Raw genomic sequence first — 16,757 nt, forward strand, 5'->3', positions numbered from 1 at the left:
TAGTTATTTATTGATTATTTTGTTTTTTAATCAAATTTAATGCGGAACCTTCTTTAAACCATTCTATTTGAGGATTATTATAAGTATGATTTAACATCACATTATCTTTAGATCCATCTGCATGAACAATTTCTAATGTTAACTGTTTTCCTGATGCAAATTGATCAAGATCTGTAAAATTAAAAGTATCATCCTCCTGTATCAAGTCATAATCATTTTCATTAACAAACGTTAATCCAAGCATTCCTTGTTTTTTAAGGTTTGTTTCATGTATACGAGCAAATGACTTTACAATTACTGCACACACCCCTAAGTGACGTGGCTCCATTGCTGCATGCTCTCGTGATGATCCTTCTCCATAGTTATGATCTCCTACAACAATAGTTGGTACTCCTGCTGCTTTATATGCTCTAGCTGTATCTGGTACACCACCAAACTCTCCTGTTAATTGATTCTTAACAAAGTTTGTTTTTTTACCAAATGCATTTACCGCTCCAATTAAACAGTTATTAGAAATATTATCTAAGTGTCCTCTATAACGCAACCATGGCCCTGCCATAGAAATATGATCTGTAGTACACTTACCAAATGCTTTTATAAGTAATTTAGCTCCTTTAATCTCTCTACCTATTGGCTCAAATGGTGTTAATAGTTGTAATCTTTCTGAGGTTGGACTTACTTTTACTTCTACACCACTACCATCTTCTACTGGAGCTAAGTATCCATTATCTTTCACTTCAAACCCTTTTGGAGGTAATTCCCATCCTTTTGGTTCGTCGAACATTACTTCTTCGCCGTTTTCATTAATTAGCTTATCTGTTAATGGATTGAAATCTAACCGCCCTGCTACAGCAATTGCAGCAGTTAATTCTGGTGACGCAACAAAAGCGTGTGTATTAGGGTTACCATCTGCACGCTTAGCAAAGTTTCTATTAAAAGAGTGTACAATACTATTTTTTGGAGCATTTTTAGGATCATTATACCTTGCCCATTGTCCAATACAAGGTCCGCAAGCATTCGTAAATATTTTTGCATCTAGTTTTTCAAATATCCCAAGAATACCGTCTCTATCTGCTGTATATCTTACTTGTTCAGAACCTGGGTTAATCCCTAATTCTGCTTTCATTTTTAAACCTTTATCTAATGCTTGTTGTGCAATTGAAGAGGCGCGAGATAAATCTTCGTAAGAAGAGTTTGTACAAGATCCTATTAATCCCCATTCTACTTGAATTGGCCAATCATTTGCTTTTGCCTTTTCTGTCATTTCATCACCAACTGTTGTTGATAAATCTGGTGTAAAAGGTCCATTTAATAATGGCCCTAATTCAGATAAGTTAATTTCGATTACTTGATCAAAATAGTTTTCTGGATTTGCATAAACTTCAGCATCTCCTGTCAGGTGTTCTTTTACTTTATTAGCAGCATCTGCTACTTCTGCTCTTTCTGTGGCCCGTAAATAGCGTTCCATAGATTCATCATAACCAAAAGTAGATGTTGTAGCACCAATTTCGGCACCCATATTACAAATAGTTCCTTTTCCTGTACACGACATGGATGTTGCCCCTGGTCCAAAATATTCTACTATAGCACCAGTTCCTCCTTTTACAGTAAGAATTTCTGCTACTTTTAAGATTACATCCTTAGGTGCTGTCCAACCAGATAATTTTCCTGTTAATTTCACACCTATTAATTTAGGAAACTTTAATTCCCATGCCATACCTGCCATTACATCTACAGCATCTGCTCCACCAACACCAATTGCAACCATTCCTAAACCACCTGCGTTCACAGTGTGAGAATCTGTTCCAATCATCATCCCTCCAGGAAAAGCATAGTTTTCTAACACTACTTGATGAATAATACCTGCTCCTGGTTTCCAGAATCCAATTCCATATTTATCTGACACAGATTCTAAGAAGCTAAACACCTCACTACTGATGTCATTAGCATTTTTCAAATCTTTTACTGCTCCTTCTTTTGCTTGTATTAAGTGATCACAGTGTACTGTTGTTGGCACTGCTACTTTAGTTTTTCCTGCCTGCATAAACTGCAGCAATGCCATTTGTGCAGTTGCATCTTGACAAGCGATACGGTCTGGTGCAAAATCAACATAATCTTTACCCCGTTCGAATGCTTTTTTTGTATTTACATCCCATAGGTGTGAATATAAAATTTTCTCTGCCAATGTTAAAGGTTTACCTGTAACTTCTCGTGCTGTATTAACACGATCTGCTACCTGATCATACACCTTTTTTATCATATCGATATCAAATGCCATATCTATTTTTTTTAAGTATTGAAAACTCCTGCAAAAATACGAATTTTAAAGGATTTTCTTAAATGATTATATCTAATACTCTGTTTTTGCATTTTTAGAAAAATAAGGGCGGTGATTTATTGAATTTGATAATTTTAAATTATCAAATTCAATAAATCACTAAAAATTAAGACAAGAAAAAGTTTCTATATTAATTTAACTTACGAAAACGTTATAGTGGCTTAAAAAAATAAGAGTAAAAAGATAGGAATAAAAAAAGGTAAAGCTATACAACTCCACCTTTTACAATTCTAAAACTATTTAAAAAAATTTATTCTTTTTTATGTTTTCCTCTTTTACCTTTTCTCTTTTCTAACTTCTCAAATTGTTCAATTTGTATATCAGACAATGAAGCTTTAAACTTTTCACGCTCCTTTTTCATTAATGTTTTATGTTTTTCAAAAATTTCTTTTTGTTTATCATTAAAGGTTTTTCTGAGTGCTTTTCTTTTTTCTTGCTTCGAAAGTGTTTTATCTTCTACAATTGCTAATTGTTCTTTACTAAAACTAGTTTTCATTATTTCTTTATGTTCCTTTCGAAGTCTTTTTTTATCTTCTAATGCGCTTTTTTGATCTTGAGACAAACTTTCATAAAATTCTTTTCTTAATTTTTTGTGGTCTATTTTACCTTCTTTAGACTGTGCTGATACTGATAAAATTCCTAAAAATAATACCAGAGTGTATATTATACTCTTTTTCATATTTTACTTTTCTAATTTTTTAAACAATATAATTATTGAACGTTCTATACTAAGACTTATTAAACCTTTAAAGGTTTAATGCTCTATAAATAAACATTTAAAAAATTGTAAAAATAACAAGTGTATACTTTATAAAACATGTGCTTTTTTAAGCTAGCTACAAAGATCAAAACAAAATAAAGAGTAGAAAAAATATGATGTTATAAAAAATCAGAATAAACTATTTATAATATCTTCTATACTAACGCCTTCGGCTTCGGCTTTATAATTCTTTATCATACGGTGGCGAAGTATACCCATTGCTACAGCCTGCACATCTTCAATATCTGGAGAAAATTTTCCTTGTATAGCTGCATTTGCTTTTGCTGCAAGAACCAAGTTTTGAGAAGCTCTAGGACCTGCACCCCAATCTATATAGTTTTTAACCAAATGTGTTGCTGTTTCCTCGTTAGGCCTAGTTTTACCTACCATCTTTACTGCATATTCAATTACATTATCTGCTATTGGTATACGACGAATTAGTTTCTGAAATTCAATAATTTCTTGTGCAGTGAATAATGGATTAATTGTATTGGTTGTATCTCCTGTAGTGCTTTTAACTACATCAACTTCTTCTTGAAAGCTCGGGTATTTTAATTCTATAGCAAACATAAACCTATCTAACTGTGCTTCTGGCAAAGGGTATGTTCCTTCTTGTTCTATAGGGTTTTGAGTTGCTAGAACAAAATATGGTAAATCTAAACTATAATGGTGACCCGCTACAGTAACCGACCTTTCTTGCATTGCTTCTAGAAGTGCTGCTTGTGTTTTTGGAGGAGTTCGATTAATTTCGTCTGCAAGAATAATATTTGAAAATATAGGTCCTTTTATAAACTTAAAATGTCTTGTCTCATCTAGTATTTCGCTTCCTAATATGTCGCTTGGCATTAGATCTGGGGTAAATTGGATTCTTTTAAAATCTAAACCCAAAGCTTGAGAGATAGTATTAACCATTAAAGTCTTTGCCAAACCCGGAACCCCTATCAATAGTGAATGGCCTCCAGAAAAAATAGAAATAAGTATTTGATCAATAACTTTTTCTTGACCGATAATCACTTTAGAAATCTCTTTTTTGAGATCTGAATGTTTTTTTACCAGTTTTTCTACAGCCACTACGTCCTTTGACATATTATTTTTCTTTTTTTAACCAGTTACCACTATACTCACAGTTTCTATATTCTCCATTTACCTTAATATAGGTGTCTAATATTTTTTCTTCTTGCCATTTACGAATAGCATCGATTTGTTTTTTTCTAAGTGCTAGTTCTTGTATTTTAAGATAATCTTTTGCGTAATCTGCTATATGCTCATCATATCGATTAAGCACTGTTATCAACTTATATTTTACTCGACCTTGACGATCTTGATCAGGAATAACCAAAGAAACCTCTTTTGTTTTTAATTTTGATACTTGATCATACAATATAGGGTCAATTTTGGTAAGTTCAAAATGTGTGTCTCCTGTAGTTGGATTTATTAATTGCCCTCCATCTTCACGAGTTTCTTTTTCATCGCTAAACTTTTGTGCAGCTTCCTTAAAGTCTATAGAACCAGATACAAGAATTGTTCTAAGAGAGTCTATTAACTTTTTTGCTTTTTCTTCACTTTTTTTTGTCACTTCTGGTACAAGAAGAATATGTCTTACATCTATTTCTTCTCCTCTAATTTTATCAACTTTTACGATATGCCAACCAAAATCGGTTTTAAATGGCTCACTTACTTCTTCTTCTTGTAGGCTAAAAGCTACATCTTTAAATTCTTTCGCAAAATTTGTTTGGCGATCTAAAGTATATTTCCCTCCTGTAGATTTAGAACCAGGATCTTGAGAATACAACACTGCTTTTGTTGCAAAACTGCTTCCATTTTCGACAATATCTTCTCTAAATTGGTTTAAACGATCAACTACTTTCTGCTCTTCTTCTGCAGTTATTTCTGGTTCTATTACAATTTGAGCTAATTCTATTTCGGTTCCAAAAAGAGGTCTTTCCTCTATTGGAATATCATTAAAGAACTCTCTAATTTCCTCAGGAGTAATTTCTATATCTTTAATAATCTTGCTTCTCATTTGCTCTGACAATCTATTAGATTTATTGATTTCAAAAAGTTCTTTCTTAAAATCTGTCAGATCATCTTTTTTGTAGAATTTTAGCACTTTTTCTACTGTTCCCAACTCATTAGTCATATAACTTAATTGTTGATCTACCATAGAATTAACTTCAGCATCTTTTACCTCAATACTATCTTGAATTGCGTGATGTGCATATAATTTACTCTCAAACAAACTACCTGCAAGTTCACAACGGCTTACTTCTGCTATCGAAACACCTTCACTAACTAATTGTTGATATGCAATATCTACATCACTATCTAAGATTACATTCTCTCCAATAACTGCAGCTACACCGTCAATTTTCATTTTTTGAAAAGGTTGCTTTACAGAATCTATAGCAATACTTATGGTATCATTTTTCATTATAGTATCAGCGTCCTTAACTACATCTTCTATAATTTCTTGTGCATAAACTTGTATCCCCGTAGCAATGGTAAATATCACACATAGTATTGTAGTTTTAATCATAAACTTCAAATTGTTTGTTCTCAACTGCATCTTTTGTAATTTCTTTTTCAATTTTTTTTATAAGCTCCAGCTTTCGCTTATTTAATATAATTTGTCTTATAGTTGGTTTAATATATTCTAAAGGTGCTATTTCTTTACGTCTTAAAACATCTTTTATTATAACCATATATACTCCTGAAGAATCTCTAAGCTGTATAAAATTTCTTTCTTTTAGGAGTTTTGTTTTATCCTGTTTTTTAAGGATTGGAATCTTATTTAACACCTGATCCAATTTAATCCAAACAGAATCATTTAATGAATATGTTAGAAACTCTATTTTTCTCTCCTTAAGTTCCTCTACATCTTCTTCATTAAAACGATTTAATTGTTTCTGCGTTGCAACAATATTTCCGTAATCTGGTGGCAAATGTAAGTAACGTAATTTTACTAACTCCTCATTAAGATTAAAATTTTTTAAATTTTGATTATAATATGTCTGAAGATCCTCTTCTGTGATCTCCATATTAATAGTTTTATTGATTATTGCATTTTTATATGCATTAATATATAATGTACTTTGATAACTCTCTACAAGATCCTCGAACTCTTTTAGCTCTTCTTCGGTTAGGTTTAATTTTGCTTTATCAATAAACAATTGACGTGTAGCCCATCTATTAATATAATCATTTACAATATTTATACTATCTCCCTTAGAAGTATTTTTGGGAACTAACTTTTCTATATCGCTTTTATATAAATATATATTGTTTACTCTAGCTATCGCTTCTTCTTTAACTTGATTTCTGAAATTTTGACAAGAAACAATTACAAATAACAATACTATCAATTTACAATATCTCACACGTTACATTTTTTATTATTAAATTGGCAAGTAGAATAGAATACTTGGTAGGCACTAAATGGATAATTCTTTTTTAGCTTTTTTTAATGTCTTTTCATTAATTTTTACTGAGTATTTAGTCTTTAATTGATCCAACCATTGTTTTTCTATACTTTCTTGAAAATCATTAACAACCTCTCCTTTAGTTTCTTCAAACGTTTTAATTCGGGAAGGTACTATTTCTTTAACCATAATCAAAGTCATGAAGTTTTCCTCTTCTGCTACGGTTATAGCTCCTTCTTTTATAGAAAAATCTGCAGGAAACATATCTTCTCCTTTTATTACCTCTTCTTCTGAAAAGAGAACCACTGCCATATCATCATTATTAACTTCTCTTTTTATTTCTTCAATAGTCTTTTGTTTCCTTAATAATTCTTGAACTTTATTTATTACTTCATGCTTTGATGAAGAGGCTTTAAGGATTTTATATGTTTCATTTTGTGTATAGCTTTCTTTTTGTTCTTCATAATATTTTTTTAATCCAATAGAGTCTACCTTAGACATATTCCATATTTTAGAATCCATAAGATCAAAAAGTAAAAGACCGTCTCTATACTCCCCTATTACATTTCTAAAATCTTCATTATCCTCTTCAAGGTGTTCTTCATAGTATTTTAATAATACCGAGGACTCATATTTTTTATACATCTCTTCTACAAAAACAGATACATCTACGAATTCGTTTTCTTTCCTTTGGTTGTTTTGTAAAAATTGTGCAAAATCTTTAAATAAATACTTTTCTTTTTTTATACTAAACAATTCTTCACTTAAACGCTTATTTTCAGGAAAGCTCCATTCTTCTTTAAAAAATGTGGTTGGAATTATTTCTTTAAAATAATTAATTGCTTTTTTATTTTCTATAACTGAATATTTCTCCTTCAAAGAATGAATAAATGATTCTGTGACTAATTTCGACCTACTATCTCTTTTTACTTTTTGTGTAAACTCTTCTTTCTGTTCTTCAAAAGTTTTTGGAGGATGTTTTTCTATCAATTGAATCATATGCCATCCATACTGTGTTACAACAGGTTTAGATATTTCACCTGGTTCTTCTAAACTAAATGCAACTTTTTCAAATTCTTCTGAATTTAATGCTCCTTGCCCAAAACGTCTGATCTTACCTCCATCAATAGCGGTACTTGGATCATCACTATATTGTTTTGCCAGAGAAGCAAAAGAAACTCCTTGTGTCAATTGTTGGTTGATTTCTTTAATTCTTTTTTCCGCTTCTTCAGAGCTTCTATTTTTATTAATCGCCACCATAATATGTGCTACAGTAACCTCTCCATATCTTTTTTCTTTACCATTAACTTTTACGAGATGATAACCAAATTGGGTTCTAAAAGGCTCTGAAACTTCTCCTACTTTAGTCTGGTATGCTGCTTGTTCGAACGGGTATACCATTCGAAAAACAGAGAACCATCCTAGATCCCCATTATTTTTAATTACTGAAGGATCTTCACTATACGCTTTTGCTACAATATCAAAAGATTCTCCTTTATTGATCTTATTTTTTGCTTCTATAATCTTTTGATACGCAACAAGCGTATCTTTTGGAAGTGCATTGGGTTTTACTTCTATTAGAATATGACTTGCATTTACTTGTTCTAATGAACGCTCATACGCTTCTCTTACTAAAGCTTCAGAAGTTCTTGTATCTGTAAGATATCCAGCTGCTAGTTGCTTTCTATATCCTTCTAATTCTTTTAGATAAGCTTCTTTTTTATCTAATCCCAAAAATCTTGCTTCTTTTAACTTCAATTTGTAATTAACAAATAGATCTAGATATTTGTCTATGCTTTTTTGTGAATCGTCTTTTACTAGATTAATATTTTTGAGATATACTCTTTTAAATTCCGAAATATAGACAGGAGAATTATCAATCGTAAACAATACATCTTTTGATTGCTGCGCGTTTGTAATTGTAAAAATAATACTTCCTAAAAAAAATAATACTAACTTTTTGTACATAATTTCTATATGATAAAGTCCTAACCGGACAAAAATAATAATATTAAGGTGTTTTACAAGTTACTTTTGTAACGAAGCAAGTACACATTGTAGTATTAACTTTTATTTTTTTATCTCAATACCTACTACATATGTTTATTTAACTAGTAAACACAAGTTATATTATGCGTATATAATATAAACGAAAAAACTAGATCAAAATTAATTACAACTACGTATATTTTCTCTTTATCAAATGTTAAAAAACAATTTAAAGAAACTTCCTTACACAAATACTAAATAGAAATCCTTTTGTTAAGTAAAAAGTTTCATTGTTTTTGTTGAAGAAAAAAATGTATTTAAAAAACGAGGAATATATTAGAGTTTACTTTAAGTTTTTCTATTTTAGATTAAAAATAGATCTCTTTATTTTAAAAACCGTAAAACTAATTAAATTATATTTTGGAACGAAAATTAAAATTAATTTGGGATTTCAAGGGTCCTAATGCTAGTAAAACTGCACAACATCATGAAATCCACCTTAAAGAATATATTCATTTAGAAGAAACGTCTCTTAATATTACTGGCTATCAAGATATAAATGAAATACATAGCATAGCTTTTATGATTGTTACAGATTCTGAAATGAAAAAAATAAGAGATGCCTTAAAACCTCATCGTGGACAAGTGTACGAAGATTAGGTTTTAAAAAAAATAATTCATGGCACGTATATTGAATAAGACCTTATATATTTGCAAAAACTTAAAAAAATAGAAAAAATTTAAGATGAAAAAAGTAATATTATCCTTCTTAGTGTTAATTGCTAGTTTGCAGTTAAACGCTCAATCAAAAACCGGAACAATCGATACCGATTTTATTCTTTCTAAAATGCCAGAATTAACTAAGGTACAAGAAGACTTAAAAGCTTATAATTCTAAGCTTGAAGGTGATTTAAAAATAAAAGTCGATGAATATCAAGTAAAAGTAAAAGAATATCAAGAAAAAGTAACTTCTTTTACAGAGCCTATAAAGAAAACTAAGCAAGAAGAAATCATCGGTTTAGAAGATGATATTGCTAAATTTCGTCAGAATGGAGCCCAATTGGTTCAATTACAACAAAATAAATTATTACAACCACTTTATCAAAAAATCGGCAAAGCATTAGAAGAAATTGCTAAAGCAGAAAGCTATACTCAAGTATTCACTATAACCACCAGTGGTTTGGCATACATAGACCCTAATTATGATCTCACTAAAAAGGTTATGACTAAATTAGGAATAAAAATAGAAGAGCCTAAAAAATAAAAAAAACAGTAATACCAAACTAAAGGTCTGAAAAGTAATTTTTAATACAATTTAATCGGATTAATAACAATTTCTAAAAACTCTTTGTTTCTTTCTACAAAACCTTCTTTTAGAGTTAGTTTTTTGAAAAATTTACAATAAAAAAGAGAGTGTTTGACTTTTCAAACACTCTCTTTTTTTATCTACTTGTCCCGTCCTATTATCTTCTACTATAATTAGGAGCCTCCTTAGTTATAGTTACATCATGCGGATGACTTTCATTAATACCACTAGCTGTAATTTTCACAAAACGACCATTATCTTGTAATGCTTGAATGTCTTTAGCACCACAATAGCCCATTCCTGCACGTAACCCTCCTATAAACTGATGAATACTTTCAATAAGATCTCCTTTATAAGCTACTCTACCAACAATACCTTCGGGAACCAGTTTTTTGATATCATCTTCAACATCTTGAAAATATCGATCTTTAGAGCCTTTATTCATTGCCTCTACGGACCCCATCCCTCTATATGTTTTAAATTTTCGACCTTCATAAATTATGGTTTCTCCGGGAGATTCTTTTGTACCTGCTAAGAGCGATCCTAACATTACTGTATCTGCTCCTGCAGCAATAGCCTTAGGGATATCTCCTGTATACCTTATACCTCCATCTGCAATTACAGGAACCCCAGAGCCTTTTATAGCATTAGCTACTTCTAATACCGCAGAAAACTGAGGAAACCCTACACCAGCAACCACTCTTGTTGTACAAATAGAACCAGGACCAATACCTACTTTTACTGCATCTGCTCCCGCTTCGACCAGATATTTTGCTGCTTCTGCAGTAGCTATATTACCTACTACTACTTCTAATTCAGGGAATTTTGATTTCACTTCTTTCAAAACTGCAACCACACCTTTAGTATGACCATGAGCAGTATCAATAACTACTGCATCTACCCCAGATTTAACTAATGCTTCTGCTCTCTCTACGGCATCACCAGTAACTCCAATTGCTGCTGCTACACGCAAACGCCCTAAATTATCTTTATTTGCATTTGGTTTTAAGGTTAACTTAGTTATATCTCTAAAAGTAATTAAGCCAACTAGTGTATAGTTTTTATCAACTACAGGTAGTTTTTCTATTTTATTCTTTTGCAAAATTACTTCTGCTTGTTGTAATGATGTCCCTTCCCCTACGGTAACCAAATTCTCACTAGTCATGACTTCAGAGATTGGGCGTTGGTTATTTTTCTCAAAGCGAAGATCCCTATTCGTTACAATACCGATCAATTTATAATTATCATCAACAATAGGAATCCCTCCAATACTATGCTCTCGCATATTATTTTTAGCATCAATTACTCTAGCATCGATAGGGAGTGTTACTGGGTCGATAATCATACCGCTTTCTGCACGTTTTACTTTACGCACTTTAATCGCCTGTTCTTCTATAGTCATGTTCTTATGTAGCACTCCTATACCTCCTTCTTGAGCCATAGCGATAGCCATACGACTTTCTGTAACAGTATCCATAGCCGCAGAAACGATAGGAACATTAAGTGTTATATTTTTTGTGAATTTAGCCCGGATACTTACCTCTCTAGGCAATACTTCGGAAAAAGCGGGGACTAAAAGAACATCGTCATAGGTTAAACCTTCTCCAACGATTTTGGATTCATGTGCTGTCATGGCAATTAAAATTTAATTGCGTGCAAATGTACGTCTTTTTAATTAATATCGAGCTATCTCCCTTTATTTAATAACCTAATTTTATATAATCTAAAATTTTCACGTTACAAACTAGATGCTATAGAAAAATTGCACCATTACAATTCAAGCTATAAAACTAAAAACATCTTCCATTACAGGTTCTAAAAAAACACCTGTTAAAAAGCAACAAGAAGAATCCCCCCTATACAAACACGTCTTTTCCCTCTACATTAAAGGTATATTATACACTACATTTGAAGACAAAATCAACATAACTCAAACTCAAAATTTACCATAATAGTCATATCTCATAAAATAGTAAGTAACTACGCTAGTGGTGGCGGATATCAAATAGGCTTTGTATATTTATACGGTTCTAATCAACAATACCTAGGGCATTTGGGTATTATTAAAAACAAAAAAACTACCTCCAAACAGATTATGTAATAATGGAACCATTACTATTTATTTTTATGAAACCGAATTGCAATCTATTCTTGAAACTCTTAAAAATGGAAAACCTGTATCTATAAGATTTAATACAAGTTCAAAATGGGGAGCTATTGAAACAGGCAAAGAAACAATTAGCAATGGAGAACTTGCTACTTAGCAAGTAAAAATTACTACACTCTAATAATGTAATTGCATTCCATAATCACAGTCTTTGGTTAAAGCTTTCGAATAACTGCATTTTTCTTTTATATTCATTATGAGATATAAACTTGTCTTTATAAATATGTTAATATGATCTTTTCTCCAGTTAATTTTAATGTCTTTTTTCTTTAAGTTTTCAACATAACTATATTCATTTGCAAATACTGAGGGGAATGGAATATCTTTTTTTGTAGGAGTAATTTTTTGAAGGGTTATATTATTAGCTGTAAAAGGATTTGTTACTGCACACAAAAAGCCATCAAAATCTATATTTTCTTTATTTTCACAAAGAAGATATGCCCATACCGTATAAGCTTCTTCTTCTATCACAAGAGTTCTTCCAGAGAAGGTATCAGTGTGTGTTAAAAAAAGTTTTGATGTACTATCTTCTACAATTTTATTTTTGGATTTTGCTCCAAAAAACATATCAAACATGGTAACTAATTGGGTCTTCATCTATCCTTATTTATAGCTATATTCTATTTTAAATCTTAAGCAGTTATAATTTTTATTTTGCTTAAACGCCATCTAATGCGATAAACAACGATAAAATTATCATAAGATTTTAAAGCCTAATTAAAATTAACCATTGCAACAATTGGTTTAAAATTTTAATAAAAAACTTATGAAGCCACTAACCTAGTTAATTATCCTTTATTTTTTTTACGGGTTTCCATATATAGCGTTATTATTCTTAAATCTATCAATAAAAACCCTGCAAAATAAGTTTGTGAAACATAGCTTATGTATAGCAAAGAAAACACCTCTTTACAGGAGGCTAAAAAACTTTTTTTTATTGCCTGTTTATTTAAAAAAAGTGTTTTATATTAACAACGAAGCAGTAAAATAAAAATTGTTGTTATTTTTTTTTCATCATAGATAATGTAAAACCTCCTAGCACTAAAATTACAATAAGCATTATACTCCAAAGCCATATTTTATTCATGAATAATGGTTTTATAGTATTGGTGTTTTCAAATTTTATAACCTGTGCTTTATCTGGAGTTATTACAGGCAACCCCTTTGGAATTTTTGTAGATAGATAATTAAGGTCATATACTGGCTTTCTTGCTTTTTTATTGCCATAAACAAGATAATATGTAGCAGGGTTAGTAAACCTTGCTACAAGTTCATGTTTATATCCCTTTACTCTAACTTTATTTATTTTTAAAGGTTGATTGTCATGGTTATCTATTGTTATCCTAATTTTTTTAGCAATTGTACTTCTACAAGGAAATATGTTTTTTTCTACAGAACTTAATACCCCAGAAGTAAGTTCTTTATATAAAGGTTTCCAAACCCCTTGTTGGGTTTGTATACTATCTGCCAAATACTTAATAGATAACGGACGATAATAATCAAAATCTTCTTCTGTTTGAAGATAAATAGAACTTATAGGAACAGCTGTTTTAAGAGCTAAATCTATGATTGTTTTTTTAATATTTTTGGGATTCTGAGTATCAAAACTAGCAACATCATATTCTTGATAATCAGCACCATCAACTTCCTTTATTATAACATTTGCAGATCTCAAAACTGGTTTTTTATCACTTTTAATACGTATTCTAAAATAGTTATATAGTGTCTTAGAAAACCGAACAGTAGTAAATTGATAATTAGTGAATTCATTTTTAATAGAAAGAATACGATAATCCTTTTCAACAACATACCACTCTGTTAAATTTTGGCTTCCTTCTAAAGTAATTAACCTATCAAAATTAGGTTCCTCAAAATCTAATTGAATCTGGTTAATAGGTTCTTTTGAAGGGATTTTTAATGTTATACTGGCTTCTTTATTATTATAGGTAGTATTAAAGACAGAAAAAGGTATTGTTTTTTTAGACACTTTTTCACTTCTTAATCGTAAAAGATATGGTGCTTCTATTGTGTCTTTTTTATTTGTTATCCCGTAAATTCTAATATCAGATAAATCTGATGAAACTTTACCAAACACTTCATTGGGCAAACATATTGCATACCATGTATCTGTAACATCAGGCAAAATACTTTTATAAGCATACTGATTAATTTGCGCTTGGCTCTCTAAAAAAAATAATAGTATAAAAAAATTTATAAACTTAATTTTCTTTTTCATCTGCAATGATATGTTTGTACTTATTGTATAAAAACGATATTATTAAAAGAAGTATTCCCAAAGATAAGAACACAACGGTTTTAGCAATAGTTCCTAAATTAGAGATGTCATGAAAAAATAATTTTATAAGTGTAATCCCAAATATAATAATAGCGAGAATACGCAAATACTTCTTTCTTTTTCCTATTCCTATAGCAATTAGTAATAACGCATAAACTCCCCACAAAATACTTAAGCCGAGTTTATTGGTTTCTGTATAATCTGCTATATCTAGCCAGTGTATTAACTCACTACTTACTATCCAAATTAATGCACAGTGAAGTATCATCTCAAAAGCAATTTTAAAGGTTCTGTCTAAAAATTGTTGTCGTACATATTTATAAAAAGTAAATAATAATCCAGCTAAAAATATAAACGATATATATCGTATGCCTAAATAAGAAAATAAACTAACTTTAAATTCTGTTGTACTTAAATACAAACAGTTAACTCGTATTTCACTTAGTAAATAAAGACCGCGAGTTAAAAATCCTAGAAGAATAAATACTATAAATATTAAAGTGATATAGCCTAAAATGTTATTTTTTATTTTTTTTATATTCAAAAAAGATAAAACAACAAAAAATAACATGGTATAATTAAGCAACCAAATGGCTTTAAAATTTTTGATATTAGATAAGACAGTATACTCTTCATTTTCTTTAATATTTTGAGATAGAAAAAACTGTTCTTTATCTATATAAACACTATCCCAGTAGCTGTCTATTTCTATCCAAAATGCAAAATAACTTGTACAGACTAATAATAACCCTACAATAACGGAAAGAAGGGTGTATAACCAAAATTGGGTAGGCCAAGGAAAAGAAAGCTTTTTGTTGCGATGTATTATGTAAATGAATATGTAAGCTACTATACACAATATTGATGTCATTAAATAAATATTAAACACTGGTATGAAACCTGTTTCTGGAGATAGTGAATCATATCTATAATACACTGTTATCCAGTCATGCATCAAACTGAAAAAAGTTAAAAACCACAAAGGATAAGAGAGTATTTCATAAATCGGCACTTTTTTAGATCTTCCTATCCAGAATAACAAAGCGGCTTCTCCAGCCCATAATAACGTGACCCAATTTCCATCTAATTGTACGGGGAATGCAATGGTTATATAAATTAAAACCATACCCGAAACGAAATGCAATAGTTTTGGATCTGCTAATTTTAATCTATATATAACTACACTAACAATAAAATGAATTATTGCATTAATCAATGTAAAAACTCCTAATAATTCTTTACCATATTCATTTTGTTGTAACATCGAAAAACCTATTCCATAAAAAACAAATGAATTTAAAAGTTGTAGAATAACATCGGTAGTTCTAAAACTTTCTTTCTTTCTCAATTTGTATACTAAGAAAACTAAGTAAAATATAACAAAAAAGATGACTAGAAATATAAATCCGAGAACAAAATGACCTTCTTCTTTATATTTAAATAAGTACCAGGATATAAAAATAATCCAAGTAAAAAAGAAGGATGAGCCATAAAGAAGTTTCCAATATTTTTTTATTGCTATAATAAGAATTCCGATATTAATTATAACCATATAACTAAACAGTATTCCTACTCTTCCTGAACCATTACTCAATAAAAACGGAACAGCATATGCTCCTACCAACCCAATATGTGCAATGACTTGTTTATTGTACTGCATGGCTGCATAAACAGTAAAAGCAGTAAACAATAGCATAAATACAAATGTTATTATTTGTGGAATAAGCTCATATAGATCATAGGCTAAATAGGTTATAAAATAGAGTATCGCCATGGCTCCACTTATTAAAACAGCACTAAAATTTTGATATCTCTTTTTTAATTTTATTGCTATTCCTAAAAGACCTAATCCTGCTAAATACCCTAGAACAATCCTTGTTATCGGCCCTATTAGATCATTTTCAATTGTATATTTAGCTCCTATAGCTACTCCTATTATAATAATAACAATACCTATTTTATTAATTAAATTTTCTCCTATAAATTTCTCTAGATTTGATTTCTTTTTAGGAGTTTTAATTTGGGGTATTTCAGTTTTTACTTCGGATACATTTGCTGATTTCCGAATAATAGGTTTAGACGAAGTATTTTTTTCTACAACACTTTCAGGAATCTCAGAAACATCCTTAGGAACTTCTACTTTTGGCTCTAGTTCAACTTTTAATGAATTCTGTAATTCATACACCCTATTTTTAAGATCCTGTATTTGATTTGAAAATTTTTGTTGCCTATTTTGAAGATTATTTAATTCTTCTAAAAGCCTATGAATATGATCCTGATTGTTTTCCATATAAATATATTCTAAGTCACCTACCTTCTCAATTTAACTATAAAAAATTATATTTATAGTTATTTGTTTCAAACTTAAGTTTATTTGGGTTATTCATTTTAAAAAAAACTAATCCTAAATACCCCCCTATAATTAAGCTTTATTTCTAAAAAGTGAAATTATTTTCTATAACAGCAACTATTCTACAATATA

13 protein-coding genes are annotated in these 16,757 nt (G+C 30.1%); 3 read left to right on the forward strand and 10 right to left on the reverse strand.

Annotated elements, in window-relative coordinates; translation table 11 throughout:
* Positions 1-7 precede the first annotated feature (7 nt).
* The 6 genes from H527_RS0119075 to H527_RS22750 all read right to left on the reverse strand — a co-directional run bounded on the left by H527_RS0119075 (position 8) and on the right by H527_RS22750 (position 8,485).
* Positions 8-2,278 carry an aconitate hydratase gene (locus tag H527_RS0119075; protein WP_027414120.1) on the reverse strand — a complete coding sequence of 757 codons (2,271 nt, stop codon included), beginning with the start codon at positions 2,276-2,278 and terminating at the stop codon, positions 8-10.
* Between the two features lie 310 nt (positions 2,279-2,588).
* The gene (locus H527_RS22745) at positions 2,589-3,017 is read right to left on the reverse strand and encodes a hypothetical protein (protein WP_051316874.1); all 429 of its coding nucleotides are present in this window, start codon (positions 3,015-3,017) and stop codon (positions 2,589-2,591) included.
* A gap of 210 nt (positions 3,018-3,227) precedes the next feature.
* Complete coding sequence (locus H527_RS0119085) at positions 3,228-4,184, reverse strand: AAA family ATPase (RefSeq protein WP_027414121.1); 957 nt, start codon at positions 4,182-4,184, stop codon at positions 3,228-3,230.
* Between the two features lies 1 nt (position 4,185).
* The gene (locus tag H527_RS0119090) at positions 4,186-5,634 is read right to left on the reverse strand and encodes a peptidylprolyl isomerase (protein WP_229809238.1); all 1,449 of its coding nucleotides are present in this window, start codon (positions 5,632-5,634) and stop codon (positions 4,186-4,188) included.
* A complete protein-coding gene (locus H527_RS0119095) occupies positions 5,627-6,475 on the reverse strand; it encodes a hypothetical protein (RefSeq protein ID WP_027414123.1) in 849 nt (282 codons plus the stop codon). Before H527_RS0119095 ends, H527_RS0119090 begins: the two co-directional genes overlap by 8 nt.
* Positions 6,476-6,529: 54 nt before the next feature.
* Positions 6,530-8,485 (reverse strand): peptidylprolyl isomerase, encoded by a 1,956-nt coding sequence (locus H527_RS22750; protein WP_035089143.1) that lies wholly within the window; start codon positions 8,483-8,485, stop codon positions 6,530-6,532.
* Between the two features lie 441 nt (positions 8,486-8,926).
* Between H527_RS22750 and H527_RS0119105 the strand changes: the two genes are divergently transcribed.
* Both H527_RS0119105 and H527_RS0119110 read left to right on the forward strand, forming a co-directional pair.
* The gene (locus H527_RS0119105; RefSeq protein ID WP_027414124.1) at positions 8,927-9,166 is read left to right on the forward strand and encodes a hypothetical protein; all 240 of its coding nucleotides are present in this window, start codon (positions 8,927-8,929) and stop codon (positions 9,164-9,166) included.
* 85 nt (positions 9,167-9,251) lie between these two features.
* Positions 9,252-9,770, forward strand: coding sequence for an OmpH/Skp family outer membrane protein (locus H527_RS0119110; RefSeq protein ID WP_027414125.1), 519 nt, complete (start codon positions 9,252-9,254; stop codon positions 9,768-9,770).
* A gap of 199 nt (positions 9,771-9,969) precedes the next feature.
* Here the strand turns inward: H527_RS0119110 and guaB are convergent, their stop codons facing one another.
* Positions 9,970-11,445 (reverse strand): IMP dehydrogenase, encoded by a 1,476-nt coding sequence (gene guaB, locus H527_RS0119115; RefSeq protein ID WP_027414126.1) that lies wholly within the window; start codon positions 11,443-11,445, stop codon positions 9,970-9,972.
* A 505-nt stretch (positions 11,446-11,950) separates the two neighbouring features.
* Between guaB and H527_RS24745 the strand changes: the two genes are divergently transcribed.
* A complete protein-coding gene (locus tag H527_RS24745) occupies positions 11,951-12,076 on the forward strand; it encodes a hypothetical protein (RefSeq protein WP_262891713.1) in 126 nt (41 codons plus the stop codon).
* 20 nt (positions 12,077-12,096) lie between these two features.
* Here H527_RS24745 and H527_RS0119125 read toward each other — a convergent pair whose 3' ends face one another.
* The 3 genes from H527_RS0119125 to H527_RS0119135 form a co-directional block, all read right to left on the reverse strand.
* Positions 12,097-12,576, reverse strand: coding sequence for a hypothetical protein (locus tag H527_RS0119125; protein WP_027414127.1), 480 nt, complete (start codon positions 12,574-12,576; stop codon positions 12,097-12,099).
* Between the two features lie 403 nt (positions 12,577-12,979).
* Entirely contained in the window at positions 12,980-14,215 is a 1,236-nt protein-coding gene (locus tag H527_RS0119130) for a DUF3999 family protein (RefSeq protein WP_027414128.1), read from the reverse strand.
* Positions 14,199-16,565: a DUF2339 domain-containing protein gene (locus tag H527_RS0119135; RefSeq protein ID WP_027414129.1), complete on the reverse strand. Its 2,367-nt coding sequence runs from the start codon at positions 16,563-16,565 to the stop codon at positions 14,199-14,201. Before H527_RS0119135 ends, H527_RS0119130 begins: the two co-directional genes overlap by 17 nt.
* Positions 16,566-16,757 lie beyond the last annotated feature (192 nt).

This window comes from Aquimarina muelleri DSM 19832 (assembly GCF_000430665.1).
Taxonomy (GTDB): domain Bacteria; phylum Bacteroidota; class Bacteroidia; order Flavobacteriales; family Flavobacteriaceae; genus Aquimarina; species Aquimarina muelleri.